The organism is Roseovarius bejariae, assembly GCF_009669325.1.
Taxonomy (GTDB): Bacteria; Pseudomonadota; Alphaproteobacteria; order Rhodobacterales; family Rhodobacteraceae; genus Roseovarius; species Roseovarius bejariae.
In genome coordinates this window covers 681818-707786 of sequence record NZ_SZWE01000001.1, presented here as the reverse complement: position 1 = coordinate 707786, position 25969 = coordinate 681818, and the positions used below count along the sequence as shown (strand labels likewise).

Sequence of the window (25969 nt, the reverse complement as noted above, 5' to 3'; positions counted from 1 at the left end):
GATTCGTCCTGAAAAAACGGAGGTGCGCCATGGCCGGAGGCTCTCTTGTCCTGTCCGATGACAGCACGCTGTCGAAACTCGACCGCGGGCTGTTGCGGGTTGAATACCTGATGATCCTGATCTGCGGTCTGACCGTGTTCAGCTTGATGTTGCTGGCGGTCGTTTCGGTGGGCGGGCGCAACTTCTTCAACGCCCCCTTGCCGGGATACGTCGACTGGATCGAGCAACTCATGCCGGTCATCGCGGTTTTCGGGGTGTCTTACGTTAGCCGTGAGGGCGCGCACATCCGTATGGACATCGTCGTCGGCGCGCTCAGGGGCCGTGCGCTCTGGGCCGTGGAAATCCTGACCACGCTGGGTATCCTGCTGGTGGCGGTCCTGTTGCTTCAGGGCAGTTGGGATCACTTCCTCCGCAGCTTCGATTTCGGCCAACCGATGTGGAGCCGTGACAGCTCCATGGACATCGGCCTGCCGATCTGGCCTGCCAAACTGGTCGTGCCCATGGCGCTGACCGTGCTTGCGGCGCGGCTCTGCCTCCAACTCTGGGGGTTTACCCGCGCCTTCCTGCGCAATACCGAAACGCCTGTCGCCGTCCCGCTGATGGCCGACGTGGCCACACAAGCCGCGATGGAGGCCGAACAGGTCTCCGGGCATGACGATTAAAGGGGGCGGGACGATGGAAGCACTCGAAATAGGGCTTTGGGTGACCGGCTTTCTGCTGGTCATGGTGATCCTCGGTATGCGCGTGGCCTTTGCCGCCGCATTGGCGGGGTTGGTCGGGCTGGTCCTGATCTTCTGGGAGAAAAAGGATTTCTCGGGCGATGAACTGGGCTGGGCCGTCAGTGTCGCCACCGGCATCGCGGGGCAGGTGCCCCACGCCAAGGTCTCCAGTCAGGCGCTGAGCCTGATCCCAACCTTCATCCTGATCGGCTATATGGCCTATTACGCGGGCCTGACCAAGGCCCTGTTCGAGGCCGCGAAACGCTGGATCGCTTGGGTGCCCGGCGGCTTGGCCGTGTCCACCGTCTTCGCCACCGCCGGCTTTGCGGCTGTCTCGGGGGCATCCGTGGCCACCTCGGCGGTCTTTGCCCGGATCGCCATCCCCGAAATGCTGGAAATCGGCTATAACAAACGCTTCGCCGCGGGCGTCGTGGCCGCCGCCGGGACGCTGGCCTCGCTCATCCCGCCCTCGGCGATTCTCGTGATCTACGCGATCATCGTCGAGCAGGACGTCGGTATGCTCTTGCTGGCGGGCTTCGTGCCGGGGGCCTTTTCCGCGGTCATCTATGGCTCGATCATCATCGGCCTTGCCATGACCCTCAAGAACTTCGGCCCCGCCGTGGGCGGCTTTACATGGCGCGAACGTTTCTCGGCGCTGGTGCCCGCACTGCCCATCGTGGCGGTCGTGGTGATCATCCTGTTCTTTGTCTACAATCCGATCCCCGGCGAAATTACCCTCGGAAGCCGCGTGATCGACATCCCCTTTGGCGGCGACAGCTGGGGCACCCCCACCGAGGGCGGGGCCATCGGCGCCTTCATCGTTTTCCTCATGGCGCTTTATCGCGGCATGCGCTGGAGCGAGTTCCGCGAGGCCCTTGTCGAGACCGCGAAACTCAGCGTGATGATCTTCACCATCATCTGGGGGGTTCTGATCTACGTCCGGTTCCTCGGCTTTGCCGACCTGCCCGGCGCCTTCGCAGACTGGATCACCTCGCTCACCATGTCGCCCATGTTGATCCTGATCTGCATCCTGCTGGCCTATGCCGTGCTGGGCATGTTCATGGATGCCATCGGCATGTTGCTGCTGACCCTGCCGGTGGTCTTTCCCGCCGTCATGGCGCTCAACGGTGGCATGAACGTCGCCGCCGCCGACAGCACCTTCGGCATGTCCGGCCCGATGTGCGCCATCTGGTTCGGGATCCTCGTGGTGAAAATGGCCGAGTTCTGCCTGATCACCCCACCCATCGGCCTCAACTGTTTCGTGGTTGCGGGCGTGCGCGATGACCTCAGCGTGCAGGACGTGTTCCGCGGCGTGATGCCCTTCTTCATCGCCGACGCGCTGACCATCGCCGGGCTGGTGGCCTTCCCGTGGATCGTGCTCTGGTTGCCCAGTCAGGTCTAGCACCCGATTGCCTGCCCTGGCATTCCACAGTAAAAGGCCCGCCAAACGGCCCCCTCTGGGGGGCCGCCAGGCATCGGGCCGGTCCCGTGCCTACGCAAGCCACCGGACCCAAGCGATGAATACTGTGAACCACGCCAATCTCACCACCGCTGCGCGCCTCTCGGTCGCGCCCATGATGGATTGGACCGACCGGCACTGCCGCTACCTGCACCGGCTGATCTCGCGCCACGCGCTGCTCTATACCGAAATGGTCACCGCCCCGGCGCTGGTGCGCGGCGGTGCGTTGCACCTGTTGGACTACCACCCGGCGGAACACCCCGTCGCCCTGCAACTGGGCGGCTCGGACCCCGCCGAACTGGCGCAGGCCGCCCGGCTGGGGTTTGAGGCGGGCTATGACGAGATCAACCTCAACTGCGGCTGCCCCTCGGACCGGGTGCAATCGGGCACCTTCGGTGCCGTGCTGATGAAAGACCCCGGGCTTGTCGCCGAATGCTGCGCCGCCATGATCGAGGCACAACCGCGCGACGTCACCGTGAAATGCCGCATCGGCGTGGACGATCAGGACCCCGAAGAGGTCCTGCCCGAATTCCTGTCGCGCATCGCCGCCGCCGGGGTGGGGCGCATCACCATCCACGCCCGCAAGGCATGGCTCCAGGGCCTCAGCCCCAAGGAAAACCGCGATGTCCCGCCGCTCGACCATGACCTCGCGCTGCGGATGAAGGGCCTGTTCCCGGCCCTGCACCTCAGCCTCAATGGCGGGCTTTCCACCCTCGATCAGGCAAGCGACTGGCTGGAGGCCGGCTTTGACGGCGTAATGTTCGGCCGCGCCGCCTATCATCAGCCATGGGATGTGCTGGGACAGGCGGATCGCGTTATCTTTGGCGATAGCCCGCCACATGACAGCCCCGAATCCGTGGTCCACGCCATGCTGCCCTATATCGAGGATCACCTCGCACAGGGCGGCAAACTCCACCAGATCACCCGTCACATGCTGGGCCTCTTCGCAGGCCGCCCGGGCGCACGCGGCTGGCGGCGGGTGCTGTCCGAAGGGGCCACGCGGGACGGCGCGGGGCCTGAATTGGTCCTGCAAGCGCTGGCTCAGGTCTCACAGCAAAGCGTGCAGGTCTAGGGGCGGCTTTGCATGACAAAGCGGCGATGCGCGGCGGCCTGCGGCCTTGATTCCGCGCTGGACCTTCGCGATTGGTTGCCCAACACGGGCTCAAACCCGCCACCCAGCAAATTCAGTCGAAACCAGAAGTCTTACGGGGCGATACCCTCACCCCTCAGAACGCTTCGGGCCTCGCCTCGCGCGCCATGTGGTCCAGCACGGCATTGACGAACTTCGGCTCACGGCCTTCGGGGTAGAAGCTCTTGGCGATATCCACGAATTCCATGATCACCACCTTCGGCGGCGTGTCCGATTGTGTCAGCTCTGCCCCCGCCGCCCGGAACAAGGCCCGCAGCGTGGGATCAATCCGGGCAATCGGCCATTTCGCCACCAAGGCCCGGTCGGTCATCTGGTCGATACTGGATTGCCAGTTCACCGCATCGCGCATCAGCCGCTCGAACAGCGGCTGGTCGCCCTCGGCCATGTCGCCTTCGTCATAATGGGCGCCGAAACGGTGATCCTCGAACTCGTGAATCACTTTTTCGACCGTCTGGCCGGAATGCTCCATCTGGAAAAGCGCCTGCACGGCATAAAGCCGCGCGGTCGAGCGCATCTTGCGCTTCATGTTGCCAGACAGTTGGGTCTCGTCGCTGCTCATGCCGTGGGTGTGTCCTTCAAATCACCGGCCAGCCGGTATTCATCGCGGGCGGGTTTGAACCCCACGCCGGACCGCTGGCCGCCCCACTTACGGGCGAGCGCGATCAGATGCAAGGCCGCAGCCGCCGCGCCGCCGCCCTTGTTCATCCGGGTGCTGTCAGCGCGTGCCAAAGCCTGCTCGCGGTTCTCCACGGTCAGGATGCCATTGCCGATGCTCAAGCCCTGCAACCCAAGCAGCGTGATCCCCCGCGAACTGTCATTGCAGACGGTCTCGTAATGCGTGGTCTCGCCCCGGATGACACAGCCCAAACCGACATAACCGTCAAAATTGCTCAGCCGCTCGGCCATGCCGATGGCCGTGGGGATCTCAAGCGCGCCGGGCACCTCGATCACCTCGCTGGTGCCGCCCACGGCCTCCACTTCGGCCTGCGCCCCCTCGATCAGCATATCGGCGATGTCCCGATAGAACGGGGCCACCACGATCAACAGTTTCACGGGGCGGTCGAACTCGGGGCGGGGCAGGGTGTATTCACTATCGGCCATGGGGTTATCCTTCGCTGATGGGGCGGGTGCCGGTGATCGAAATGCCATAGGCATCCAGCCCAAGATACCGCGTGTCGGGGCTGTCGGTCAGCAGGATCAATTCATGCAGGCCCATGGTCGACATGATCTGCGCCCCAAGCCCGGTGTGCTTGACGGTGCGCGGGCCTTCGTCTTCTTCCATCTCGCTGGCAAGGCTGGGTCGGGGCTGGCGGAACAGGAACACCGCACCACGTCCCTCGGCGGCGATGATTTCCATCGCCCGGGCCAGTTTGCCGGTGGGCTGGCCCGCATCCCCGGTCAGGCCCACGCCCAAGACATCCTCCAGAACGTTCAACGCATGGGTCCGCGCCAGAACCGGCGCGCCATCGGTGATGTTTCCCTTGGTCAGAACGACATGCTCGGTGCCACTGATCTGATCGGAGAAAAGGCGCATTTGCCAATCGCCGCCATGGCTGGACGCCACGGTTTCACGGCGCACTTCGCGCACAAGGTTGTCGTGCTTGTGGCGATAGGCGATCAAGTCCGAGATCGTGCCGATCTTCATGCCATGCTGCTTGGCGAACTCCACCAGGTCGGGAAGACGCGCCATGGAGCCGTCTTCCTTCATGATCTCGCAGATCACCCCGGCAGGCTTGCATCCCGCAAGCCGCGCGATATCCACCGCCGCCTCGGTATGGCCCGCACGCACCAGAACCCCGCCATTGCGCGCCCGCAGCGGGAAGACATGCCCCGGCGTGGCAATCTCGGCCGCCGTGTTCTGTTCGTTGATCGCCACCTCGATGGTGCGCGCCCGGTCGCCTGCGGAAATGCCCGTGGTCACCCCCTCGCGCGCCTCGATCGAGACGGTAAAGGCGGTCTCCATCCGCGACGAGTTGTTCACCGCCATCATCGGCAGGCCCAGTTGCCCGATCCGCTCGGCCGTCATCGGCAGGCAAATCAGGCCCCGGCCATGGGTCGCCATGAAGTTCACCGCCTCCGGCGTGGCAAACTCCGCCGCGATCACCAGGTCGCCTTCGTTCTCGCGATCCTCGTGATCCACCAGGATGAACATCTCGCCGGCGCGTGCCGCGGCGATGATCTCCTCGGTGGGGGAAATCGCGGCGCGAAGCCCCTCTTCCACGGGGCCGGGCTTTTCGAATGGCTGACTTTCGGACATCGGGCGTTCCCTTCATCGTTCACGCGGCGGGATAGCGCAGCCCGCTTGCCTTGACCAGAGGCGATATGGTGGCAGGGTAGGGTGCTTTGGTGCGGTGGCGCGCAAAGACATGGACAGTACGCCACACCTCTACACATTGCAGGACGTGGCAGGGATGCGGAGCAGGACAGGACGGTGACCGCCTGGACCTCAGTCCGAAAACCGCGCGCGCAGATCCTCGATATCGAGTGTATGTTCGGTTAGACGCTCAGGCTCCCATTCGCTTCTTTCGGTATCAAAGAAGTCTCCTCCATAGATATGCAATGCCGCTGTCAGGCGAGGGATGGGATTGGTCACCGAATGGATGATGTCCGGCCCCATGGGGCAGACATCGCCGGTTGACAACGCCTTCGCGCCAGCGGCTTCGATCAAGCCGTCCGGGTGATCCTTGACGCGCCGCCAGAAAATATTGTCCTCCCGACCGCCATAGATACCTATGACAGCCCACATTTCGTGGTTGTGAGGGGGGATCGTCGTTGAAGGTTTCCAGGCGAGATTAACGATCGTCAGTTCGGAAGACTGGTAGAGCGGGGTAATCCCGGGTTCCGTCGGCTCACCCAGTGCTGCAAGAATCGCCGACGGGTCGGACATGGCCCGTCGCATGACGTCAGCTGCGGCCTTGTGCGTTGTTTCCCGCTTGACCGCATCAAGGCAGTCAGAAATGAATTCGTCTTTATCGAACATTTACGGACCTCCGATATAGGAAAGTATAGCACGAAATCCCGGAGAAATCAGGCTTGGCCCGGCTGGTTGTCCGCCGCGACCTTTCGACCAATGTCAGTCCACACCCTTGAGAGGCATCTCAATTGTGTTACACTTGGCATGTTGATGCAGAAGGGAGTCTCCCATGCCCAAACTGATCCGCCTTTATATCGTGAACGTCGCCATCGGCTTCGGACTCGCCGCGGTCTTCGTCGGGCTTCTGCTCTGGTTCAATATCGCGAATCTCTGGCATCTGGTTTCCAGTTCGGACAAGGGCTGGCTTGCCGTACTGATCCTCTGGATCTCCAACGGGATCATTTTCGCCGGGGTTCAATTCGGCATCGCGGTCATGCGCCTCAAGGATGACGATGACGACGATCACCACGGCGGTCTGGGTCAGCATGTCATGCGGCGCGAACATGCCACCATCCCCGTTCCGGCGGATGACGGCGCCCGCGGGTTCTGGTCGAAAAAGTGATCCTCTGAGCGGATCGACATCCCGGAATTTCGTACAACTCGTACGCCCCGCTTCGGCGGGGCGCTGATTTTTGTACGAAACTCGCGTACAAAACGTACGACTCGTACGTTTTGGCAAAGGGTGTGACGGGCCCGCACGCAACCGTTTGGTTCTCTCATTCCCGAGGACCTGTTTGTACAGGTGGGCGCCAGGTAACCAGGCCAGGACCAGGACAGAGCCAGCTCCCTCGGAATTGCTTAAGGCCACCGGAATGCAACCGTTCACGAGAAGGGCAGCACCCGCCACACCCTCGCACCTAGGCCTTTTGCGCCCATCCGACAAGGGGGCAGGCGGGGGTTGCATGAGTTCACCTTTTGTTCATAATCGTGGATATGGAGCCGAAACCCCTCGATACCCTACAGCCCGGTCAACGTCTGGCGCGCGGCGTTTGCCGCCACCTTCTAAGCCATGACTTTGTTTCCATTGAAGAATTTACCCCTGAACGCGGCAAGCGTGTCGATGTCATGGCGCTTGGCCCCAAGGGTGAAATCTGGGTGATCGAATGCAAATCCGGGCTGGCCGATTTCCGCGCGGACGCGAAATGGGAGGGCTATCTGGACTGGTGTGATCGCTATTTCTGGGCCGTGGATGCGGCGTTCCCGGTCGATATCCTGCCCGAGGGAACGGGGTTGATCCTTGCCGATGCCTATGACGCCGAAATCCTGCGCATGGGGCCCGAAACCCGGTTACCCGCCGCACGTCGAACGGCCCTTACCCGCCGTTTCGCCCGCCACGCCGCCCTGCGCCTTCAGGGCTGGCGTGACCCCAAGGTATAGAAAGAAAAGGAAAAAATCATGATGGTGAAGTTTTACTACCCCGATGGCGATTGGTGTTACCGGGCCATTCAAACGGTCCATGCCGTGTTTCACGACAAAGACGGCAAGCTTATCGCACGCGCGGAAAAAGGTGATTTGTCAGGCTATTACGAATTCGAAATCACCGAATTCGAACTCATCGGCCCGGGCGAGAGACACCGTTAGGTCTCAGCCCTTCTTGATCTCGGCTGCCTTGGCCGCCGCCATCATTTCCTCGGCAATCTCGCGCGCTTCGTCGGGCTCGAAATCCATTGGAATTTCAATACCTTCCGCCGCAACGAACAGGCGCACCATGCCCTGGTCCGTGGGGCCAATTTGCAGGTTCGCTTCGATGTCGCGTTCGTCGTTGATGCCCATTTTGGCCTCCTGAAAACCGAAAGAAGCAGGTAACGCTTTCCCCCTTCAAGTGCAAGCCGCAAAGCCGGAAACCCCACCGGGCCACCCCCTTCATTTGCGCGTAAGAAAGCACTATTTTCGCATGCGAAGAGGCTTGCATTCGCGGCCCCGCCTAGTTAAACGGCCCTCCAGTGCCGCCTTAGCTCAGTAGGTTAGAGCGCTTGATTGTGGATCAAGAGGTCCCCCGTTCGAGCCGGGGAGGCGGTACCATCTCTCTCAAAGCCCCTTATTCAATGGTAATGGTCTGCTTCAGTTGGCCTGTGACGCGGTCATAGAGAAGTATGCGGTTATCATTGGTGACGATGGCAAACCATTGATCCCCTTGGGTAAATGCCGTTGCCTTGGCCCCGTCTGGCAGGGCGATTTCGTCGGGCAGGGCAGGGGCCTCGGCGGTGAAGCGCGTGACAAGCAGAAAGATCACCACTACAACGCCCACGATCATCACGCCGGTCAGCACCGTGACCAGCAGTTTCAGGAAACGTAACAGGCCATCGTCAATCGGCTGAGGCTCGGGGCTGTCGCTCATGTCATCCACTCAATTGTCCTTCCGGATCGCCGCCGATCCGCCTGCGCGCCTTGATAAGGCTTTGACGCGCGATGCGCCAGAGGCCGCCAGCCTGTCGCGCACGCGCCTGGGGCGGTTACTATCGGACGGGGCGGTGACCGTGAACGGTACAACCGTGCAAGATCCGAAAGGCAAGGTGGCCGAGGGCGACCTGATCGAAATCACCGTGCCACAGGCCAACGAAAGCCATATCGTGGCACAGGACATCCCCCTTTCGGTGATCTTCGAGGATGACGACCTGATCGTGATCGACAAGCCCGCTGGCATGGTCGTGCATCCCGCGCCGGGGACGCCCGATGGCACATTGGTCAACGCGCTTCTGGCGCATTGCGGTGAGACCCTTTCGGGGGTGGGCGGTGAAAAGCGCCCCGGTATCGTTCACAGAATTGATAAAGATACCAGTGGGTTACTTGTTGTCGCCAAGACCGATCGGGCGCATCACGGGCTTGCCGCGCAGTTCGAGAAACACACCGTCGAACGGCACTACCGCGCACTTGTGCATGGTGTGCCGGATGCGGGCGATCCGCGCCTGCGCGGGGTGAAAGGCGTGAGTTTCGAAAGCGGAAATATCATGCGGATCACGACGCAACTGGCCCGTCACAAGACCGACCGCCAGAAACAGGCGGTTGTGTTCCAAGGGGGGCGTCACGCCGTCACGCGCGCCCGCATCGTCGAATCCTATGGTCGGCCTCCCGCCGTGGCCCTGGTCGAATGCTGGCTGGAAACCGGCAGAACCCACCAAATCCGCGTGCACATGGCGCATGCGGGGCATGGGCTTATCGGCGATCCGGTCTATGGCGGACGTCGAAAACTGCCGGCACGGGTGGTTTCCGAGGCGGCAGCCGAGGCCCTGCGCGCCTTTCCACGACAGGCCCTGCACGCCGCCACATTGGGATTCACGCATCCGGTCAGCGGTGAAAATTTACGCTTCGAGTCGCCAATGCCCGCAGATATGGCGGATTTGATAACAGTTTTGCGCGCTTGATTGACATGCACAGCACAGGTGCGTGAGCGCGCTGACACAATTGTCGTAAAACAACGGATCCATCTTCATATTGCGTTAAGGTTAGGGGTGCATCACCCTTGAATCCTTTAAATCCGGGCCCATATTGATGTTAAGCCCCTAAACATTGGAGGGACAGAGGCTTGAGCAACTACGCAAATCTTCCGGCACCGTCACCCGAAGGCGGGCTTAATCGTTATTTGCAGGAAATCCGCAAGTTTCCTCTTCTGGAACCGGAAGAGGAATACATGCTGGCCAAACGCTGGGCCGAGGAACAAGACACCGAGGCCGCACACAAGATGGTCACCAGCCACCTGCGCCTCGCGGCCAAGATCGCCATGGGCTATCGCGGCTATGGCCTGCCGCAGGCCGAGGTGATTTCCGAGGCCAACGTGGGCCTGATGCAGGCGGTCAAGCGGTTTGACCCCGAAAAAGGGTTCCGTCTTGCGACCTATGCCATGTGGTGGATCCGCGCCAGCATTCAGGAATACATCCTGCGTAGCTGGTCGATGGTGAAACTGGGCACCACGAGCGCACAGAAAAAGCTGTTTTTCAACCTGCGCAAGGCCAAGGCGCGCATCGGCGCGCTTGAGGATGGCGACTTGCGCCCCGAGAACGTCAAGCAGATCGCGCACGATCTGGGTGTGACCGAGGACGAGGTCATTTCCATGAACCGCCGCATGTCGGGCGGCGATGCCTCGCTCAATGCCCAGGTGGGCACCGAAGGCGAGGGCAGCATGGAATGGCAGGATTGGTTGGAGGATGAAACCGCCGATCAGGCCGCCGATTACGAAAAGCGCGACGAACTGGACGCGCGGCGTGAGCTTCTGGCCGAGGCCATGGACGTTCTCAACGACCGTGAAAAGGACATCCTGACGCAACGCCGCCTGAGTGATAAGCCCATAACGCTTGAAGATCTGAGCGGGCAATATGACGTCAGCCGCGAGCGTATCCGGCAAATCGAGGTGCGCGCCTTCGAGAAGCTGCAAAAACGGATGCGCACCCTTGCACAAGAAAAAGGCATGCTTGCGCCAGCCTGATCTTGGACATCACGGAAAATGAAAGTAACTTTCCCCGCAAATCCGGGGGAAGTTTTTTTATGGAGAGTGCCGTGAGTGCCGCGATTGGAATCCTGACGTTTCGCCTTGGCCGGGTGGCGTTGTTTGTTGGTGTTGGTCTTTTGACGGCCTGTGCCCCGCATCAGACCGCAAAGCGCGCGGCGCCCGTTCCGGCGGCCGAGATCGAAGAGATATTCGTGGCCACGCCGCGATCGCTTTCTTCGACCGGGCAGGCCTTTGGTGAACAGCGCCCGCGCAGGATGAACTTTTTTCGCGCCGGTATCTCGGTTCCGCCGACGCACGAGACAGGCAAGATCGAATGGCCCGACGAAACGCCTGACGCTGCCACCGATTTCGTGGTGGCCGACACGCAGGTTCTGAAGGGGCAGGCCGGGCTGTTACGCTCGGTCCGCGGGGCCCATTCCGGCAAGGAAACGCTTGTATTCGTGCACGGCTACAACAACACCCTTTCGGACAGCATGTACCGGCTGGCTCAGATCAGATCCGATTTCGAGATCACAATGCCGACGATCCTGTTTTCATGGCTCTCGGCGGGTGATCCGCGTGGCTATGCCTATGACCGCGACAGTGTTCTTTTCTCGCGCGATGATTTCGTTGAAATGCTGGATGGGCTGACGTCCCGACCCGGGGAGCGGGTGTTCCTTCTGGCGCATTCCATGGGGTCTCATCTGGTGATGGAAGCGTTGCGACAGGCCGCTTTGCAAGGGGACACCGAGATTCTGTCACGGATCAGTGGCGTTGTCCTTATGTCGCCCGATATCGACCCCGACCTGTTCCGCCGCCAGGCCGAGGCCATAGGCCCCTTGCCGCAACCATTCCTCATCTTTACCTCACGGCAGGACAGGGCGTTGTCGATCGCGGGCTTCATAACTGGCCGCAAACAGCGATTGGGCCTGATCGATGGGCCGGACAAGGTGAAAGGGCTGAACGTCAAGGTCGTTGATTTCACGGCGCTTGCCGATGGCGAGGGGTATAACCATTTCGTGCCGGTCACCTCGCCTGCGGCCGTGAATGTCTTGCGCGGGATGATCAATCAGGCGGGGGAACGCGCCTCGGCCTTCGGCGATTACATGGTGCTTGGGGCGCAACCGGGGCTGGTGGAATGACCCGCGCGCAATTGCCGACTTGCCCCCGGTGCGCAGATTTGGAATAACACCCTCGTCAGTAAGGAGACCCTGATGCCTGCACGTATTTACAAGCCCGCGCGGAACGCCATGCAATCCGGAACAGCCAAGACAAAGCACTGGGTTCTGGAATTCGTCTCCGAAACGGCCCGCGATGTTGACCCGCTTATGGGTTGGACATCGTCCAGCGATACGCAGGCTCAGGTGAAGCTTCGGTTCTCCAGCAAGGAAGCCGCGCTTGAGTATGCGCAGGAGCATGGTATCGACGCTGTTGTGCAGGATCCCCACAAGCGCAAGCCGAACATCCGGGCCGGTGGCTATGGAGAGAATTTCGCCGCCAGTCGTCGTGGGGCATGGACCCACTGACCACCCCAGACGGCATCGTCACAATTATCTTTCATCCGCGACCTGTGGAAGGTGTTTGAACACGCATGGCATTGGCCGTGTCTGTGTTGTGACACCGAGGCCGAAACCCCCTTGGATCAAGGGCTGTTTTGATCCGCATCAAGGTGAAATTTTCACGAAATGGTTATCCTTCGCGCATTGTCAGTGAAGGAGACGCGAAACATGACGACCCGTACCAGTGCAGTAAAGCAACAAGCCTCTAAAGCCACGACCTCGACACATGCGACCGCAGCCATGGCCGAACGCGAGGCCGAGCCGGATGTAAAGGCCAAAGACAAGATCGCGGATCTCCGCAAATCCTTTGAAAACGGTGAATATCCCTACAAGGAAAAACTGAAGAAGAAGCCATACGAGGAAGAAAAGGCCAAGCTTCAGGCCGAGCTTTTGAAAGTCCAGCATTGGGCGCAGGAGACTGGTGAGAAATTCGTTTTGATCTTCGAAGGCCGCGATGCGGCGGGCAAGGGCGGTACGATCAAGCGTTTTACCGAACATCTGAACCCGCGGCAGGCCCGTGTCGTCGCGCTCAACAAGCCGACGTGGGAAGAGAAAGGCCAGTGGTTCTTCCAGCGGTATATCGAACATCTGCCGACCGTTGGCGAGATGGTCTTTTACGACCGCTCTTGGTACAACCGCGCGGGTGTCGAGCGCGTCATGGGGTTCTGCGAGCCTTGGGAATATCTCGAATTCATGCGCCAAACGCCGGACTTGGAGCAGATGCTGGTGCGCTCTGGCATTCGTCTTTACAAGTATTGGTTCTCGGTCACCCAGGAAGAACAAAAGCGCCGCTTCGACAGTCGCGCGAATGACCCTCTCAAGCAATGGAAGCTTAGCCCGATTGACAAGGAAAGCCTTGGCAAGTGGGATGACTATACCGAGGCGAAAGAGGCGATGTTCTTTTATACTGACACTGCCGATGCACCTTGGACGGTGATCAAGTCGAACGACAAGAAACGCGCGCGCCTTAATTGTATGAAGCATTTCCTGAGCACGCTGGATTATCCCGGCAAGGACCCGGAAATCGCGCAGGCGCCTGATCCGCTCATCGTGTCAACGGCACAGCACGTGCTGCACCAGACAGATCATATTCTTGGAAAGTCCCTGCATCCGGACGTTCGCAAAGGCTGACGCGCGGGGAATCGCGCACGGTTTCGGGGCCGTCTTGCCGAATGGGCAGGGCGGCCCTAAACATTTGCCATGCTGCGTAAACTTCTCATTCTTTTGGCTCTCATCCCCGCGACCATAGCAAGCGCGCACCCGCATGTATTTGTGGATGTAAGCCTGCGGTTCTTGAGTGATACGAAAGGGCGTCTTACCGGGGTTGAAGTGACCTGGAGCTATGATGACTTCTTTTCGCTTCTGGTTCTGGAAGATCGGGGGCTTGACCCTGATGGCGACATGCAACTGACCGAAAAGGAACAGGCGGCTCTTATGGGGTTTGATCTTGAGTATTGGGAGCCGGGTTTCGAAGGGGCTTTATTCCTCTATGACGAGGGTGAAAAAGTGGCCTTGGGCGGACCCAAGGCCACCCATGCCACCATGGAAGGCGGGCGGATCGTGACCCGCCATATTCGCCCGGTTGAAGCCTTGGCCCCAATGCACCTTACGGTGCGCCCCTATGATCCTTCCTACTATGCGGCGCTTGACCTGGTCGAGGTCACAGGGCTGCCAGAGATCTGTGAAACCGAACTTATCCAACCCGATACGGATGCCGCCGATCAAAAGGTCGAGACACTCGGCGGCGTGGGGATGGAAGCCGTTTACGACGAGGTGCAGGTGGGCATCTATTATGCAGACGAATTGAGGGTCACATGCGCGCCATCCTCCTGATCGCCGGGGTCGGCATTCTGGCGCTTGCCGTCTGGCTTTGGGGCTTTGGCGGGGCTGCTGACGTTGCTCGTTGGGCCACCGAGGGGCAACGCGAGGTACAGCAATCCATGGCGGGCTACCTGCGCGGCTTGCGTGCAGGCGAGGCTGGGGCGTTGCTCGGGCTTCTGGGCTTGTGTTTCGCCTATGGTTTCTTTCACGCGGCGGGGCCCGGACATGGCAAGATCCTGATTGGCGGATATGGCGTCGGGGCGCGTGTTCCCGTGTTGCGCCTCTCGGTGCTGGCCTTGGCCTCAAGCCTCGCACAGGCGGCAACGGCGGTGGTGCTTGTCTATGCCGGTGTCTTCCTGTTGGGGCTGACGCGGCAGGCCATGCAAGGGGTGGCCGACAAGATCATGGCCCCTGCCAGTTATGGGGCCATCGCACTTGTTGGGCTATGGTTGTTGATGCGTGGTTTTCGGCGCTTTCGGCGTGTGGGCCTGCATGACCACCCTCATGCCGAAGATGGTGTTTGCTCAAGCTGCGGACACAAGCATGGTCCCAGTATAGACGAGGCCAGCCAAGTGACCTCTGTCCGCGACGGGCTGGCCATTATCGCAGCCGTTGCCATTCGGCCCTGCACCGGGGCCTTGTTCCTGCTGATCCTGACATGGCGCATGGGGGTCGATATGGCGGGGATCATGGGGGCCTTTGCCATGGGCCTTGGGACGGCCAGTGTGACTGTTGCCGTTGCCATTGCCGCCGTCACCCTGCGCGAAGGGCTGCTGGCCCGTATGATCGCGGGGCAGGGTGGGGTGGCCGCCCGGGCCCTGCCTCTCGTTGAGGTTGCCGTAGGTGCCCTGGTGGCGCTGATCGCGGGGCAACTCATGCTCGCCGCACTCTGACATCATTTCGATTGCCCTGCTCAGCATGTCCGCCTATGGCGAAGCCATGCAATACGCCCTGACATATCGCCAACACGCCCGTGCCGTCCTTGGCCTTGGATTGCCTTTGGTGGGCAGCCATTTGGCGCAGTTCGCGATCACCCTGACCGATGCGGCGATGCTGGGTTGGTACAACGTGGAGTCTTTGGCTGCCGGTGTTTTGGGCGGTGAGATGTTCTTCGTCTTCTTCATCATGGGATCGGGCTTTGCATGGGCCGTGATGCCGATGGTGGCCGCGGCCCAAGGCGCAGGCGAGGGGGCGCAGGTGCGGCGGGTCACCCGCATGGGGCTTTGGGCCTCGGTTCTGTTTGGCTGCTTCGCTTTGCCTTTATTGCTGTTCACCGATGATATTCTGCGCGCCCTTGGCCAGACCGAGGAGGTCGCACGCCTTGCAGGCGCGTATAACCTGATCAACGGCTGGGCCATCTGGCCCGCCCTTCTGGTGATGGTGCTTAAATCGTACCTGGCCGCACTGGAGCGAACGCGCATCGTTCTTTGGATCACGGTTTTGGCCGCCGGGGTGAACGCCTTGGTTAACTATATGCTGATCTTCGGCAACTTCGGCGCGCCCGAGATGGGCATTCGAGGGGCTGCCGTGGCCTCGGTCACGGTGCATCTTGTTTCCCTTGTGGCGCTTGTCATCTACGTTGTCCGCGCGACCCCGGAACACGCCTTGTTCCAAAGGCTTTGGCGTCCGGACGCGGAGGCCTTCGGTCGTGTCTTCCGCCTTGGTTGGCCTATCGGGGTCACGAACCTGGCCGAGGTGGGCCTTTTCGCCGCCTCCTCGGTGATGATGGGCTGGCTTGGCACCTTACCCTTGGCGGCCCATGGTATCGCGCTTCAGGCGGCCTCGGTCGCCTTCATGATGCATCTGGGGCTAAGCAACGCGGCGACGGTGCGGGCAGGCCATGCCCATGGGCGCGGTGATTTGCAGGGCCTGCGCGCAGGTGCCAGCGTGGTGATCGCTTTGTCCACCATGGCGGCCCTTGTCACCGTTTTGGTTTTCATCGTGTTGCCCGAACCGATCATCAGCGCCTTTATGCGCCCCGACGAGCCGGACCGCGCCGCTGTTTTGGCCCTTGGAACGGGGCTTTTGGCCGCGGCCGCCTTGTTCCAACTGGTCGATGCCGGACAGGTGATCGCCCTTGGGCTTCTACGCGGGGTGCAAGACACCCGCGTGCCCATGGTGATTGCCGCGATAACTTATTGGGGGATTGGTATCCCGTCGAGTTACCTCTTGGGGTTCACATTCGAGATGGGCGGCGTCGGTGTCTGGCTCGGGCTGGCCACGGGCCTTGCCCTTGCAGCCCTTTTCATGATGGCCCGGTTTTGGGGATGGTCGGCGCGAAAGCCTCAATAAGTGATCCGTCGCGTCGGTTTCGGCGTAAACAATACCGAGAATAGCAATTCTGCGCCGCGTGCATTATGTATAGGTGCGGCAGCACGGACGAGGGAGCATGCCATGAACATCCGACCGACCGATCTTGAGCAATCGCCCGACCGGGACGAGGCCGAGGCGGCGCTTGACGTGCTGCGCAATTGGGCGAAATCGGCCAGCCCTGAAGAGGTGGCCGATCTGGACCCCGCCGTGGCACGTCTTTTGCCGGGGCAGGGGGCATCGAATTACCCTGCGCTCTCTCGCGAGTATCCGCATGATTTCGAGGTGGATGCGGCCTATAAGGCCACGATGCCTGACCTGCAAAACGGCCCCAGTTCGCTCATCCGGGGGGCGCGACGGCACTTGCAGCATGTCGGAATCTCCAATTTCCGTCTGCCGATCAGTTTTCACACCCGTGACAATGGCGATCTGACGCTGGAAACCTCGGTCACGGGGACGGTCAGCCTTGATGCCGACAAGAAAGGCATCAACATGTCGCGCATCATGCGCAGTTTCTACAAACACGCCGAGAAGACTTTCAGCTTCGAGGTGATCGAGGCCGCGCTCAACGATTACATGACCGACCTCGATAGTATCGATGCCCGGATTCAAATGCGTTTTTCCTACCCGATGAAGGTGAAATCCCTGCGCTCGGGGCTGGAAGGGTTCCAATATTATGACATCGCGCTTGAACTGGTCGAGAAGAACGGTGTGCGCCGCAAGTACATGCATATCGATTATGTCTACTCCTCGACCTGCCCCTGCTCGCTTGAACTAAGCGAACACGCGCGTCAGGCACGCGGCCAATTGGCGACACCGCATTCGCAACGCTCGGTGGCCCGGCTGTCGGTGGAGGTGGTTGAAGGTGATGTCCTGTGGTTCGAAGATCTCATCGATATGGCCCGGGGGGCCGTTCCCACGGAAACTCAAGTCATGGTCAAGCGCGAGGATGAGCAAGCCTTTGCGGAATTGAATGCCGCCAATCCGATCTTCGTGGAGGATGCGGCCCGGCTTTTCTGTGAGCACCTTCAGAAAGACGCACGGGTGGGTGATTTCAGCGTGGTGGCCAGCCATCAGGAAAGCTTGCACAGCCACGATGCCGTTAGCATTCTGACCGAAGGTGAAACCTTCGCCTCGGACAGCATCGACCCCCGGTTGTTCTCAACATTGTTCCACGTAGGATAGGCCTTGGCCTCTGTCTAACGCCTCTTTTTTCGGCAGGTTGCCTGAATTCGCGTGCGGGTTGGGCGACGTGCTGTCTCTGTGATAAGACAGTGCGGATGTCCATTAGGCCGCTAGTTATGCCTTTGTTACACTGCTTTGCTACCGCAGCATAGGCATTGCGAAAGGAGCTTTTCATGCAACATGTCACGACGCCTCTTGAATTATCCGCCGCCGCATGGCGCGTGGCCGGGTACATGATGGAAACCAATCTGCGCGTGGCGCAGGTCATCGGTCAGGCCGCGATTGAGACCAATCCTTTTTCCGTTGGAACTGGCCTCAAGGCCCAAGTCCAAACCCCGGAAAAGGTGCCGGCACCGAAAGCCAAGGCCAAACCCGTCACCAAAGCAAAGGCACCCAAGTCCGCCAAGGCCAAGGTAAAGACGACACCTTCAGCCGAAGCCAATGAAAAGCCCGGTATGATGGCCAAGACAACCGAACCGGCGGCCCACAAGTCCAAATCGACAACGCCCACCGTCGAGGATTCACAAGAGCCCACCGAAAAAGTCAAACGCCCACGCGCCCCGTCCAAGCCCCCGGCGATGCCGGAGGGCCCCTCCAAGGCCGTCGCGCCGAAGTCGAAAACCCCAGTGAATTGAGGGCCTTGCAAGCCGGGATGCACTTGGTGCAACCCGGCTTTGCCGAATGAACGATGGTCATGTCAGTCTAGCTGACCTAGTTTGAGGTCAGGGAGGAAACCAAACCGTAGCAGCCAAAGGCAACGAGGTTTCCAATGACGACACTGACCACAGACATTCACACCACTGACCGTGGTTTGCGCACCCGTTTTGCGAGCTTCCTGACATCGCTGTCCCGCGCGCTCGAAGCGCACGCACATTTCGCTTCGCGCCGCGACCAGATCGAAGCGCTCGAAGCGAAGTCCGACGCGGAACTTGCCGAAATCGGTGTGAAGCGCGAACAGATCGTTCACTACGTCTATCGCGATCTGTTTTACGCCTGATCCCATGCGCTACGGGCGGCATGAGTGCAACAGCATGTGCCGCCCGGGTCGTGCCCCATGATTTTACGCACGATTCGTGCTACTGTTTCGACATGGGAGGAGCCCACCCTCGATAAGGAAGGGGTTCCTGATGACACAAGGTATCGAGATCGAATTCGTCCCCGATACATGGCGCAAGGCGCTTGACCTGTACATGGCTGAACACGCCCACGGCATGAACGGTTATATGCTCAGCCGGATGCATTTTGAGCGGCTCATGCGGCTCCATGCCATGACAGACCCGGAATTGGCCCTGCTGGGGATCTCCCGCCAAGAGATTATCCCCTATGTCATGGGGGACACGCTGCCCGCATGACGCCCGGCGCTGCGAGAGGCGATCTTGGAAAAAGCACATTGCATGGCCATTCTGTCCCAAGTCGCGCCTGTCGCTTGACACCCGGCTGACCTCGGGCCAACTCTGCCATCCATGATCGATCTGCGCCCCGTGGGATATGTGATCGGCCTCATGGTGCTGGCCCTCGGGGTGGCCATGGTGTTGCCGATGCTGGTGGACATCGCCGAAGCGCGAGGTCACTGGCCGGTTTTTGCCGAAAGCGCGGTCATCACAACCCTTATCGGTGGTCTGGTCGCGCTTGCCTGTCGCAACGGGGTTCGCGAAGGGCTGACCATCCAGCAGACCTTCTTGTTGACCACAGGCGTTTGGGTTGCGCTGCCGTTTTTCGGAGCGATCCCATTTCTTCTGGGGGCCACCGAGGCGCGTATGGTCGACGCCGTGTTCGAGGCCATGTCGGGCCTGACGACCACGGGGTCCACCGTCTTTTCGGGCTTGGAGCAATTACCTAAAGGTATCTTGCTCTGGCGCGGTATCCTGCAATGGCTCGGCGGTGTGGGTATCATCGTTGTGGCCATGGTGTTTTTGCCCGAACTGCGCGTCGGTGGGATGCAGATATTCCGCTCTGAGGCTTTTGATACCATGGGTAAAATTCTGCCCCGCGCCAGTGCGATCGCATCGCAGATTTCAGTTATCTACCTCGGCATAACGCTGGCTTGCGTTGCTTGTTACATGGTGCTCGGCATGCATGCCTTCGATGCGACTGTTCACGCGCTGACCACGGTCTCAACCGGGGGATTCTCAAATTACGACGCCTCTTTCGGTACTTTTAGTGGCCCGCCGGAATATGTTGCATCCATTTTCATGACGCTCGCGGCACTTCCCTTCGTGCGGTATGTCCAGCTTTTGAACGGCAATGCAAAACCGCTTTGGAAAGACACGCAAATTCATGGCTTCTTGCTGACGATTTTTGTGTTGGTTTTCGGTATGGCGGCGTTTCTCGTTCATGTCTTTCCGCACCATCCCGAGCAGGCCTTTCGTGAGGCGCTTTTCAACATCACGTCGATCATCTCCGGAACGGGGTATGCGAGTGTCGATTACATGGGGTGGGGGTCGCTGCCTGTGACCCTGTTCTTCTTTATCGGGCTGATTGGCGGTTGCGCGGGGTCTACGGCCTGTTCCGTCAAGATCTTCCGATATCAAATTCTATTTGCCTCGATCCGCTCACAACTGCGACGTATCTATTCACCGCATGGCGTTTTCACGCCACGTTACGATGGACGCCCGATTGCCGATGATGTCCTGAACTCGGTTATGTCGTTCTTCGTTCTCTTCATCGTTACCCTTGGCGTGATCAGTGTGGTTCTTGGGTTTACGGGCCTCGACTTCGTCACCTCGGTCTCGGGGGCAGCCACGGCGCTTGGAAATATCGGCCCCGGGTTGGGCGAAATTATCGGACCTGCGGGGAACTTCGCCTCGCTCAACGATACTGCCAAATGGGTGTTGGTCGGGGCGATGCTTCTCGGGCGGCTGGAGCTTCTTGCCGTCTACGCGATTTTCACCATCAGCTTCTGGAGGGCATGATGACTCAAAGACCACTTGGCGCGCAAATATCGCATATGCTGAAAGATCGGGGCGTTGACGTGATCTTTGGCATCCCCGGTGTTCACAACCAGGAACTCTATCGCGGGATCGAAGAGGCCGGCATCACCCATGTCCTTGCCCGTCACGAACAGGGGGCCGGTTTCATGGCCGATGGCTATGCCCGCGCCACCGGCAAACCGGGGGTCGCTTATGTGATCACCGGTCCTGGCCTGTGCAATATCATGACACCCATGGGGCAGGCCTATTCCGATAGCGTGCCGATGCTGGTGATTTCCTCCTGCCTTGATGAAACGGCGGGCGCCCGCGGCCAGTTGCACCAGATGCTGGATCAACGCGCGGCGGCAGATACGGTTTGTGAGTGGTCCGAAGAGGCCCGCACCGCCGAGGCGGCCTATATTCTCATCGACCGCGCTTTGACCGAGATGGCCACCGGGCGACCGCGCCCCCGGCATATCCAGATCCCGATCTCGGTTCTGGAAGCCCTCGCACCGCCGCCCGGTCCTTGCCCGGTACTGTCGTCTGAGCGCAAGGGCGCGCCGAATTTTGCCGTCACCGAGGCGATCTTGTCGGCCAAGCGCCCGCTTTTTATTCTGGGTGGAGGCGCGCGGGATTGCGCGACCTCGGCACGTGAGGCCCTGACGGCGCTTGGCGCGGCGAGCTTCGAAACCCAGACAGGGCGCGGAATTTCCGGGCCCTATGCCTTGAACTATGGCAGCTACCTTGCGCGGCCCGAGGCACAGGCGGTTGTCGAGCAGGCCGATGTCGTTGTTCTGGTGGGAACCGAACTGAGCGAATCCGACCTGCTGCGCGAGGATGCTGGCATTCGTGGGCGCTTGATCCAGGTTGATATCGATCCGGGTGGTTTCCTGCCAGAGTGCGAATGGCCGGTTTTGTCTTCCGCCTCTGACTTCTTCGCACACCTTCTCGCCGCGCTCGATGGGCATGTGCCGACAAACGGATGGGATGCGGAAAAGGTCCGCGCCGCGAAAACCCGTTGGCGCGCGCAGGTCGATGCCGAAACGCCCAATGTCCTGCCTGTGGCCGATACGTTGCGCCAATGCCTGCCAGAGCGGACCGTGGTCTATTCCGACATGACGCAGTTCGCTTATGTCGCCTTGGAGAGCTGGCCGTTGGACCGGCCGGGGGAATGGCATCACCCGACGGGCTTCGGCACCTTGGGCTATAGCCTTCCTGCGGCCATTGGCGGGGCCACGGCGCGGCCCGATTTGCCGACCTGTTGCATCATCGGCGATTACGGCATCCAGTACACCATTGCCGAGCTTGGCGCGGCGGTCGAGCTGGGGCTGTCCTTGCCGATCCTGCTTTGGGACAACGGCAAACTCGGCGCGATCGAAGACAGCATGACCGGCGCGCAGATCGCGCCCAATGCCGTGATCGCCCGCAATCCTGATTTCGGGGCCGTCGCGCGGGCCTACGGGGCACATGCCGCGCGCCCGTCTTCGCTTGAAGAGTTGGCACAGGTGGTGGCGCAGGCCTTCAAGGCGGACCGCCCGACGCTTATTCACATGACGCCGGGCTTGCACTGAGGGTCAGTAGACACCGCTGTGACTTTCGATCACGATCCGGTGGGGGCAGCCGTTCCGCATCGTGTTGACGATGATGTACCAAACGGTTTCTCCCGGCAAACCGGCACGGGAGTATTCGCAGCCCAAGGGATGCGTCCACCACTGTCCCTGATGATCCGCAGCTGGTCGTGTCGCTGTGGTGCGTGCCGCGGTTTGGCTCTGAAATCCCTTCGGGGTGATATAGTTTTGCGCGTTTGCACCACCGGTCAGCAGGATGGCCGCAAGTCCAAGGGCGAGTCGGGGTGATTTGAGCATGATGAAACTCCGTTTACAGGCCGGTCACCCGGCAGCGCCCCCACGCTGTTTGCGAAACTGGATTATACCTTCTTCAAGGCATTCGGCCCGGGGCAGGCAAGGCGGCCCCTCGCTATGCTGAACACATCTGGGCCATAACGTTCTGTTGGATTTGCCGTTCTGGCGACGGTTTTCAAAGTGGCTATAAAGTCTTGCCAAAATGTTAACGGCCCCGCATCGAGCGGGGCCGTTTATGGATCGGGTTTTAGCAAATTGTTAACGGCGCACCGTCACTCCCAGCAACTGACCAGCACCGTCATGTTCGCGGCGCGATTGGTCAGGACTTCGGGGGCGATCTGATCCTGTTCACTGGTGGCCGAGGGCGAAACGCCGGCTTCCTGCAAAACCTGCTGCACGGCCTCGGCATCGGCGGCAAAGCTGACCCCCTCCGGCAATTGGCGACCTTTTGCGCGATTGGGCAGCAGCATACCCAATACGGCCCCCCCAGCATCCACCACCGGACCGCCCGCGTCACCTTCAAGCGCGGCAAGGGCCAGACGTTTCAGGGTGTCCTCTCCGTTCAGGCCTTGCAACTCGGCCAATTGGCCGAAGGTCAATGTCGGCGCCCCCAATACGCCACCATAGGAATAGCCCGCTACGGCCACATCGGCCTGTAGACGCGGGATGACCTGCTGGAATGCGGCCACACTCATCGGTGCCAGTGTTTCCGTGGGGCGCAAGACGGCGATGCCGAGGTCTTCGTTTACCGTGGCCACTTGGGCCTCGTATTCTTCGTCTATGGTGATTTTCCCACAACCCTGCGTCGCCTCGGCGGTCGTCACAACCGTGCCCGAACCGTCCACATAAAAGCCCGAGCGCGAAAGCTTGGGCTTGCGCACCTCCAACCCTGACACAAGGTCGATGCTGGGTTCTGTTTCCGGGCCAGCCGAGGGATCAAGCACCCCGTCAAGCCGGGTAAAGCTTTCCTGCATTTCCCCCAGAAGGCGCGTGCGACGTTCCTCGTCGCCTGCGGGCCAGATCAGGGTAAAGCCCTTGACCCGCCCATCTTTCAACCACGCCTGCGTATGCGAAATCGTCAAAGCGCCCTCGCCAATCAGGGTAAAGGCCCGGCGGTTCAGGGTGCGCGGCCCGGTTTCCGGCACGATCTCAAGCGTTTGCATGATGTCGTAAAGACCGGCCAGCGTGTCCTCATCGCCTTCCTGGCTGATCAACAGCACTTTGGCGTCAATGTCGCCGGAGGCATTGTAGTGGGCAAAGGGCGGTTCGTATTTGTCAAAGCTGACAACTCCGGTGGGCAGGATCATTTCGATGCCTGCATCCACATCGCTGACCAGTTGCAAATTCAATCCTTCAAGGATTTCGTTGTACTGGCGCAGCAAATCGGCACGTTGCCGGGTGGTCAGTATGCCGGTGGCCTCATAGGCGTTCGCCTCTTGCCAGCGGGCCATGGCCCCACGGGTCCCCCGGCCAAAGGCTGCATCGATGGCCCCACCGTAAAAGCCCGCCCACTTCAGGGCCTCTTGCAACTCCGCCCTCTGGTCACGGCTTAATGCGCGCTCACTTGCCCGTGCCTCGCGCGGGGTCTCGTCCGGTTCCACGGCCTGTGGTTCGGGTGCTGGCGCAATCTCGGTCGTTTCGTCAGGTTGTTCTTGCGGCTCGGGCGCGGGTTCGGTCGCCTCGGGCGCGGCATCGGCCAGTGTCGATGCCCCGACCGGCCAGAACTGCTGCCGGTAATCCCCGCTTTCGGCGATATAGCTGTCGCGCGGGATCACCCCTTCGGCGCGCAACACGCGCAAGACCTGCTCGGCATCCTGCCGCGTATATGGACCAAGGGCGATGGCATACCAGTTCCCGCCAAGCGAAAAGCCGTTCACGTCCTGCAATTCGGCAGCGTAGCCACGAATGCTTTCCCGGGCCTGCGCAAGGCTCGGTTGCGCCTCGATCTGCACCCAGGCAAGCCCATCGTCCTGGGCCCGTGCCGCAGGGGCCAACATGAGAAGTGCCAGTGTTAGTGCGGTTAGTATGCGCGTCATATGACCCAATTGCCCGTACCTTTGTGATGAATGTGACTTGTTTCGGAATCTTTTAGCAAATCTGCGGCTGCATGCACCCAAATTATCATTCGTCGTGCAATTGACCCTGCCGGGTCTGGGCCGTAGGTAAGAGCGGCGATTTCAGGCGCCAGCCCCGGAGACACCCATGGTACAACAAACCGGAAAACCCCGCAGCTTTCAGGAGATCATCCTGCGGCTGCAAACCTACTGGTCCGAACAGGGCTGCGCCATGATGCAGCCCTATGACATGGAAGTGGGGGCAGGCACCTTTCACCCGGCCACCACCCTTCGTTCCTTGGGCTCGAAACCTTGGGCCGCGGCCTATGTGCAGCCCTCGCGCCGCCCCACCGACGGGCGTTACGGCGAAAACCCCAACCGGTTGCAGCACTACTATCAATACCAAGTATTGATCAAACCCAGCCCGCCGAACCTGCAAGAGCTTTACCTTGGCAGCCTCAAGGCCATCGGCATCGACATCGCCCTGCATGACATCCGGTTTGTCGAGGATGACTGGGAAAGCCCGACGCTCGGCGCCTGGGGTCTTGGTTGGGAGGTTTGGTGCGACGGTATGGAAGTCAGCCAGTTCACCTATTTTCAGCAGGTCGGCGGGCATGATTGCCACCCCGTGTCGGGCGAACTGACCTATGGCTTGGAGCGCTTGGCCATGTATGTTCTGGGCATCGACCACGTGATGGACATGCCCTTCAACGATCCTGACGCGCCGATTGCCCTGTCGTATGGCGATGTTTTCCGCCAGACCGAACAGGAATATAGCCGCTGGAACTTCGACGTGGCCAACACGGATGTTCTGTTCAAACAGTTCGAGGAGGCCGAGGCGGAGTGCGAGGCGATCTTGAGCCAAGAACATGAAGACCCTAAAACCGGCAAACGCATCGTCATGGCACACCCGGCCTATGATCAATGTATCAAGGCCAGCCATCTGTTCAACTTGCTGGACGCGCGCGGGGTGATCTCGGTCACCGAACGGCAGGCCTATATCGGGCGGGTGCGCGCGCTTGCCAAGAAATGCGCCGATGCCTTCGTGCAGACCGAAGCCGGAGGGCACGCGGCGTGATGGGGAAAATTTTGGGAGGATCGATCGTGGTTGTGGCAATTGTCGCGGGCGTGTTCCTCTATTACCAACAGATATACGCCTATTACGAACCGGTGAAGGCCACCGGAACCGATGACGTGCAGATGACGTCGCTCGTCTCCGGCGCGCCGGAACCCGTGCTTTATGACAACTTTGAAGCCATCGATGCCGAGAGTTCCCCGATCCGCTATCGCGCCTGCTTCACCACCACCATGAGCCACGCCATGCTCAGCGAAACCTATGAGCTTTATGACGGGGCCGAACCGCTGGTCGCCCCCGGCTGGTTTGACTGTTTTGATGCCGTGGACGTCGGCACCGCCCTTGAAGAAGGCCGAGCACTGGCCTTTCTCGGACAGAAAAATATCCAGTACGGTATCGACCGGATCGTCGCCGTCACCGAAGATGGGCGCGGTTATGTCTGGCACCAGATCAACGACTGCGGCGAAGTCGTCTTCGATGGTGAACCCGCCCCCGAAAACTGCCCCGAACCACCCGAAGGGTACTGACC

The 25969-nt window shown here is 60.5% G+C and carries 30 protein-coding genes and 1 tRNA gene; 23 read left to right on the top strand and 8 right to left on the bottom strand.

From position 1 onward, the window contains the following. The first annotated feature begins 29 nt into the window (after window positions 1-29). The 3 genes from FDP25_RS03435 (at window position 30) to dusA (ending at window position 3250) form a co-directional block, all read left to right on the top strand. On the top strand, window positions 30-662 hold the full coding sequence (locus FDP25_RS03435; protein WP_154148952.1) for a TRAP transporter small permease subunit: 633 nt from the start codon (window positions 30-32) through the stop codon (window positions 660-662). Window positions 663-675: 13 nt separating this feature from the next. Beyond that, the gene (locus tag FDP25_RS03430; RefSeq protein ID WP_154148950.1) at window positions 676-2121 is read left to right on the top strand and encodes a TRAP transporter large permease; all 1446 of its coding nucleotides are present in this window, start codon (window positions 676-678) and stop codon (window positions 2119-2121) included. Window positions 2122-2236: 115 nt separating this feature from the next. Beyond that, on the top strand, window positions 2237-3250 hold the full coding sequence (gene dusA / locus FDP25_RS03425) for a tRNA dihydrouridine(20/20a) synthase DusA (RefSeq protein ID WP_154148948.1): 1014 nt from the start codon (window positions 2237-2239) through the stop codon (window positions 3248-3250). A gap of 154 nt (window positions 3251-3404) precedes the next feature. On the opposite strand, the gene nusB is transcribed toward dusA, so the two are convergent. From nusB to FDP25_RS03405, 4 genes are all read right to left on the bottom strand, one after another. Next, on the bottom strand, window positions 3405-3887 hold the full coding sequence (gene nusB / locus FDP25_RS03420) for a transcription antitermination factor NusB (protein ID WP_154148946.1): 483 nt from the start codon (window positions 3885-3887) through the stop codon (window positions 3405-3407). Continuing rightward, complete coding sequence (locus FDP25_RS03415) at window positions 3884-4429, bottom strand: 6,7-dimethyl-8-ribityllumazine synthase (protein ID WP_154148944.1); 546 nt, start codon at window positions 4427-4429, stop codon at window positions 3884-3886. The genes nusB and FDP25_RS03415 overlap by 4 nt, the downstream gene beginning before the upstream one ends. A gap of 4 nt (window positions 4430-4433) precedes the next feature. Next, window positions 4434-5585, bottom strand: coding sequence for a 3,4-dihydroxy-2-butanone-4-phosphate synthase (ribB, locus tag FDP25_RS03410; protein ID WP_154148942.1), 1152 nt, complete (start codon window positions 5583-5585; stop codon window positions 4434-4436). A gap of 189 nt (window positions 5586-5774) precedes the next feature. Next, window positions 5775-6308 carry a cysteine dioxygenase family protein gene (locus FDP25_RS03405; protein ID WP_154148940.1) on the bottom strand — a complete coding sequence of 178 codons (534 nt, stop codon included), beginning with the start codon at window positions 6306-6308 and terminating at the stop codon, window positions 5775-5777. Between the two features lie 163 nt (window positions 6309-6471). Between FDP25_RS03405 and FDP25_RS03400 the strand changes: the two genes are divergently transcribed. The 3 genes from FDP25_RS03400 to FDP25_RS03390 all read left to right on the top strand — a co-directional run bounded on the left by FDP25_RS03400 (window position 6472) and on the right by FDP25_RS03390 (window position 7823). Beyond that, the gene (locus FDP25_RS03400) at window positions 6472-6804 is read left to right on the top strand and encodes a hypothetical protein (protein WP_154148938.1); all 333 of its coding nucleotides are present in this window, start codon (window positions 6472-6474) and stop codon (window positions 6802-6804) included. A 371-nt stretch (window positions 6805-7175) separates the two neighbouring features. Next, entirely contained in the window at window positions 7176-7619 is a 444-nt protein-coding gene (locus tag FDP25_RS03395) for an MmcB family DNA repair protein (RefSeq protein WP_154153062.1), read from the top strand. An 18-nt stretch (window positions 7620-7637) separates the two neighbouring features. Continuing rightward, the gene (locus FDP25_RS03390) at window positions 7638-7823 is read left to right on the top strand and encodes a hypothetical protein (RefSeq protein WP_154148936.1); all 186 of its coding nucleotides are present in this window, start codon (window positions 7638-7640) and stop codon (window positions 7821-7823) included. A gap of 3 nt (window positions 7824-7826) precedes the next feature. Here the strand turns inward: FDP25_RS03390 and FDP25_RS03385 are convergent, their stop codons facing one another. After that, window positions 7827-8015 carry a DUF6324 family protein gene (locus tag FDP25_RS03385; RefSeq protein WP_154148934.1) on the bottom strand — a complete coding sequence of 63 codons (189 nt, stop codon included), beginning with the start codon at window positions 8013-8015 and terminating at the stop codon, window positions 7827-7829. 172 nt (window positions 8016-8187) lie between these two features. Here FDP25_RS03385 and FDP25_RS03380 point away from each other — a divergent pair. Further along, a tRNA-His gene (locus FDP25_RS03380) sits at window positions 8188-8264 on the top strand. Window positions 8265-8280: 16 nt separating this feature from the next. Here FDP25_RS03380 and FDP25_RS03375 read toward each other — a convergent pair. Beyond that, window positions 8281-8580, bottom strand: coding sequence for a DUF6476 family protein (locus FDP25_RS03375; protein WP_154153059.1), 300 nt, complete (start codon window positions 8578-8580; stop codon window positions 8281-8283). On the opposite strand from FDP25_RS03375, the gene FDP25_RS03370 reads away from it, so the two are divergent. The 14 genes from FDP25_RS03370 to FDP25_RS03305 all read left to right on the top strand — a co-directional run bounded on the left by FDP25_RS03370 (window position 8579) and on the right by FDP25_RS03305 (window position 22020). After that, window positions 8579-9604, top strand: a complete 1026-nt coding sequence (locus tag FDP25_RS03370) for an RluA family pseudouridine synthase (protein WP_154148932.1) — start codon at window positions 8579-8581, stop codon at window positions 9602-9604. The two genes, FDP25_RS03375 and FDP25_RS03370, sit on opposite strands and share 2 nt — an antisense overlap. Window positions 9605-9765: 161 nt before the next feature. Beyond that, complete coding sequence (gene rpoH / locus FDP25_RS03365; RefSeq protein WP_154148930.1) at window positions 9766-10662, top strand: RNA polymerase sigma factor RpoH; 897 nt, start codon at window positions 9766-9768, stop codon at window positions 10660-10662. Between the two features lie 71 nt (window positions 10663-10733). Then, the gene (locus tag FDP25_RS03360; protein ID WP_343031947.1) at window positions 10734-11807 is read left to right on the top strand and encodes an alpha/beta hydrolase; all 1074 of its coding nucleotides are present in this window, start codon (window positions 10734-10736) and stop codon (window positions 11805-11807) included. Between the two features lie 72 nt (window positions 11808-11879). Further along, window positions 11880-12191: an ETC complex I subunit gene (locus tag FDP25_RS03355; protein ID WP_154148926.1), complete on the top strand. Its 312-nt coding sequence runs from the start codon at window positions 11880-11882 to the stop codon at window positions 12189-12191. A gap of 273 nt (window positions 12192-12464) precedes the next feature. Further along, window positions 12465-13355 carry a polyphosphate kinase 2 gene (gene ppk2, locus FDP25_RS03350; RefSeq protein ID WP_246175865.1) on the top strand — a complete coding sequence of 297 codons (891 nt, stop codon included), beginning with the start codon at window positions 12465-12467 and terminating at the stop codon, window positions 13353-13355. Between the two features lie 69 nt (window positions 13356-13424). Then, window positions 13425-14057, top strand: a complete 633-nt coding sequence (locus tag FDP25_RS03345) for a DUF1007 family protein (protein WP_154148922.1) — start codon at window positions 13425-13427, stop codon at window positions 14055-14057. Then, window positions 14039-14938, top strand: coding sequence for a nickel/cobalt transporter (locus FDP25_RS03340; RefSeq protein WP_154148920.1), 900 nt, complete (start codon window positions 14039-14041; stop codon window positions 14936-14938). Before FDP25_RS03345 ends, FDP25_RS03340 begins: the two co-directional genes overlap by 19 nt. A 46-nt stretch (window positions 14939-14984) precedes the next feature. Next, the gene (locus FDP25_RS03335) at window positions 14985-16337 is read left to right on the top strand and encodes an MATE family efflux transporter (RefSeq protein ID WP_154153056.1); all 1353 of its coding nucleotides are present in this window, start codon (window positions 14985-14987) and stop codon (window positions 16335-16337) included. A 102-nt stretch (window positions 16338-16439) separates the two neighbouring features. Then, window positions 16440-17540, top strand: coding sequence for a GTP cyclohydrolase FolE2 (gene folE2, locus FDP25_RS03330; RefSeq protein WP_154148918.1), 1101 nt, complete (start codon window positions 16440-16442; stop codon window positions 17538-17540). A gap of 173 nt (window positions 17541-17713) precedes the next feature. Then, on the top strand, window positions 17714-18175 hold the full coding sequence (locus tag FDP25_RS03325; RefSeq protein ID WP_154148916.1) for a hypothetical protein: 462 nt from the start codon (window positions 17714-17716) through the stop codon (window positions 18173-18175). Window positions 18176-18309: 134 nt separating this feature from the next. After that, a complete protein-coding gene (locus FDP25_RS03320) occupies window positions 18310-18537 on the top strand; it encodes a hypothetical protein (protein WP_154148914.1) in 228 nt (75 codons plus the stop codon). 130 nt (window positions 18538-18667) lie between these two features. After that, on the top strand, window positions 18668-18892 hold the full coding sequence (locus FDP25_RS03315) for a DUF1127 domain-containing protein (RefSeq protein ID WP_154148912.1): 225 nt from the start codon (window positions 18668-18670) through the stop codon (window positions 18890-18892). Between the two features lie 111 nt (window positions 18893-19003). Beyond that, window positions 19004-20452, top strand: coding sequence for a TrkH family potassium uptake protein (locus FDP25_RS03310; RefSeq protein ID WP_154148910.1), 1449 nt, complete (start codon window positions 19004-19006; stop codon window positions 20450-20452). Then, a complete protein-coding gene (locus tag FDP25_RS03305; RefSeq protein WP_154148908.1) occupies window positions 20452-22020 on the top strand; it encodes a thiamine pyrophosphate-binding protein in 1569 nt (522 codons plus the stop codon). Before FDP25_RS03310 ends, FDP25_RS03305 begins: the two co-directional genes overlap by 1 nt. 3 nt (window positions 22021-22023) lie before the next feature. Here the strand turns inward: FDP25_RS03305 and FDP25_RS03300 are convergent, their stop codons facing one another. Both FDP25_RS03300 and FDP25_RS03295 read right to left on the bottom strand, forming a co-directional pair. Continuing rightward, window positions 22024-22314 carry a hypothetical protein gene (locus tag FDP25_RS03300; RefSeq protein ID WP_154148906.1) on the bottom strand — a complete coding sequence of 97 codons (291 nt, stop codon included), beginning with the start codon at window positions 22312-22314 and terminating at the stop codon, window positions 22024-22026. Between the two features lie 269 nt (window positions 22315-22583). Further along, on the bottom strand, window positions 22584-24347 hold the full coding sequence (locus FDP25_RS03295; protein ID WP_154148904.1) for a trypsin-like peptidase domain-containing protein: 1764 nt from the start codon (window positions 24345-24347) through the stop codon (window positions 22584-22586). A 166-nt stretch (window positions 24348-24513) separates the two neighbouring features. Here FDP25_RS03295 and FDP25_RS03290 point away from each other — a divergent pair, with 166 nt between their 5' ends. Both FDP25_RS03290 and FDP25_RS03285 read left to right on the top strand, forming a co-directional pair. Further along, window positions 24514-25443 (top strand): glycine--tRNA ligase subunit alpha, encoded by a 930-nt coding sequence (locus FDP25_RS03290; protein ID WP_154148902.1) that lies wholly within the window; start codon window positions 24514-24516, stop codon window positions 25441-25443. Next, window positions 25443-25967, top strand: coding sequence for a DUF6446 family protein (locus FDP25_RS03285; RefSeq protein WP_154153053.1), 525 nt, complete (start codon window positions 25443-25445; stop codon window positions 25965-25967). Before FDP25_RS03290 ends, FDP25_RS03285 begins: the two co-directional genes overlap by 1 nt. Window positions 25968-25969: the final 2 nt, after the last annotated feature.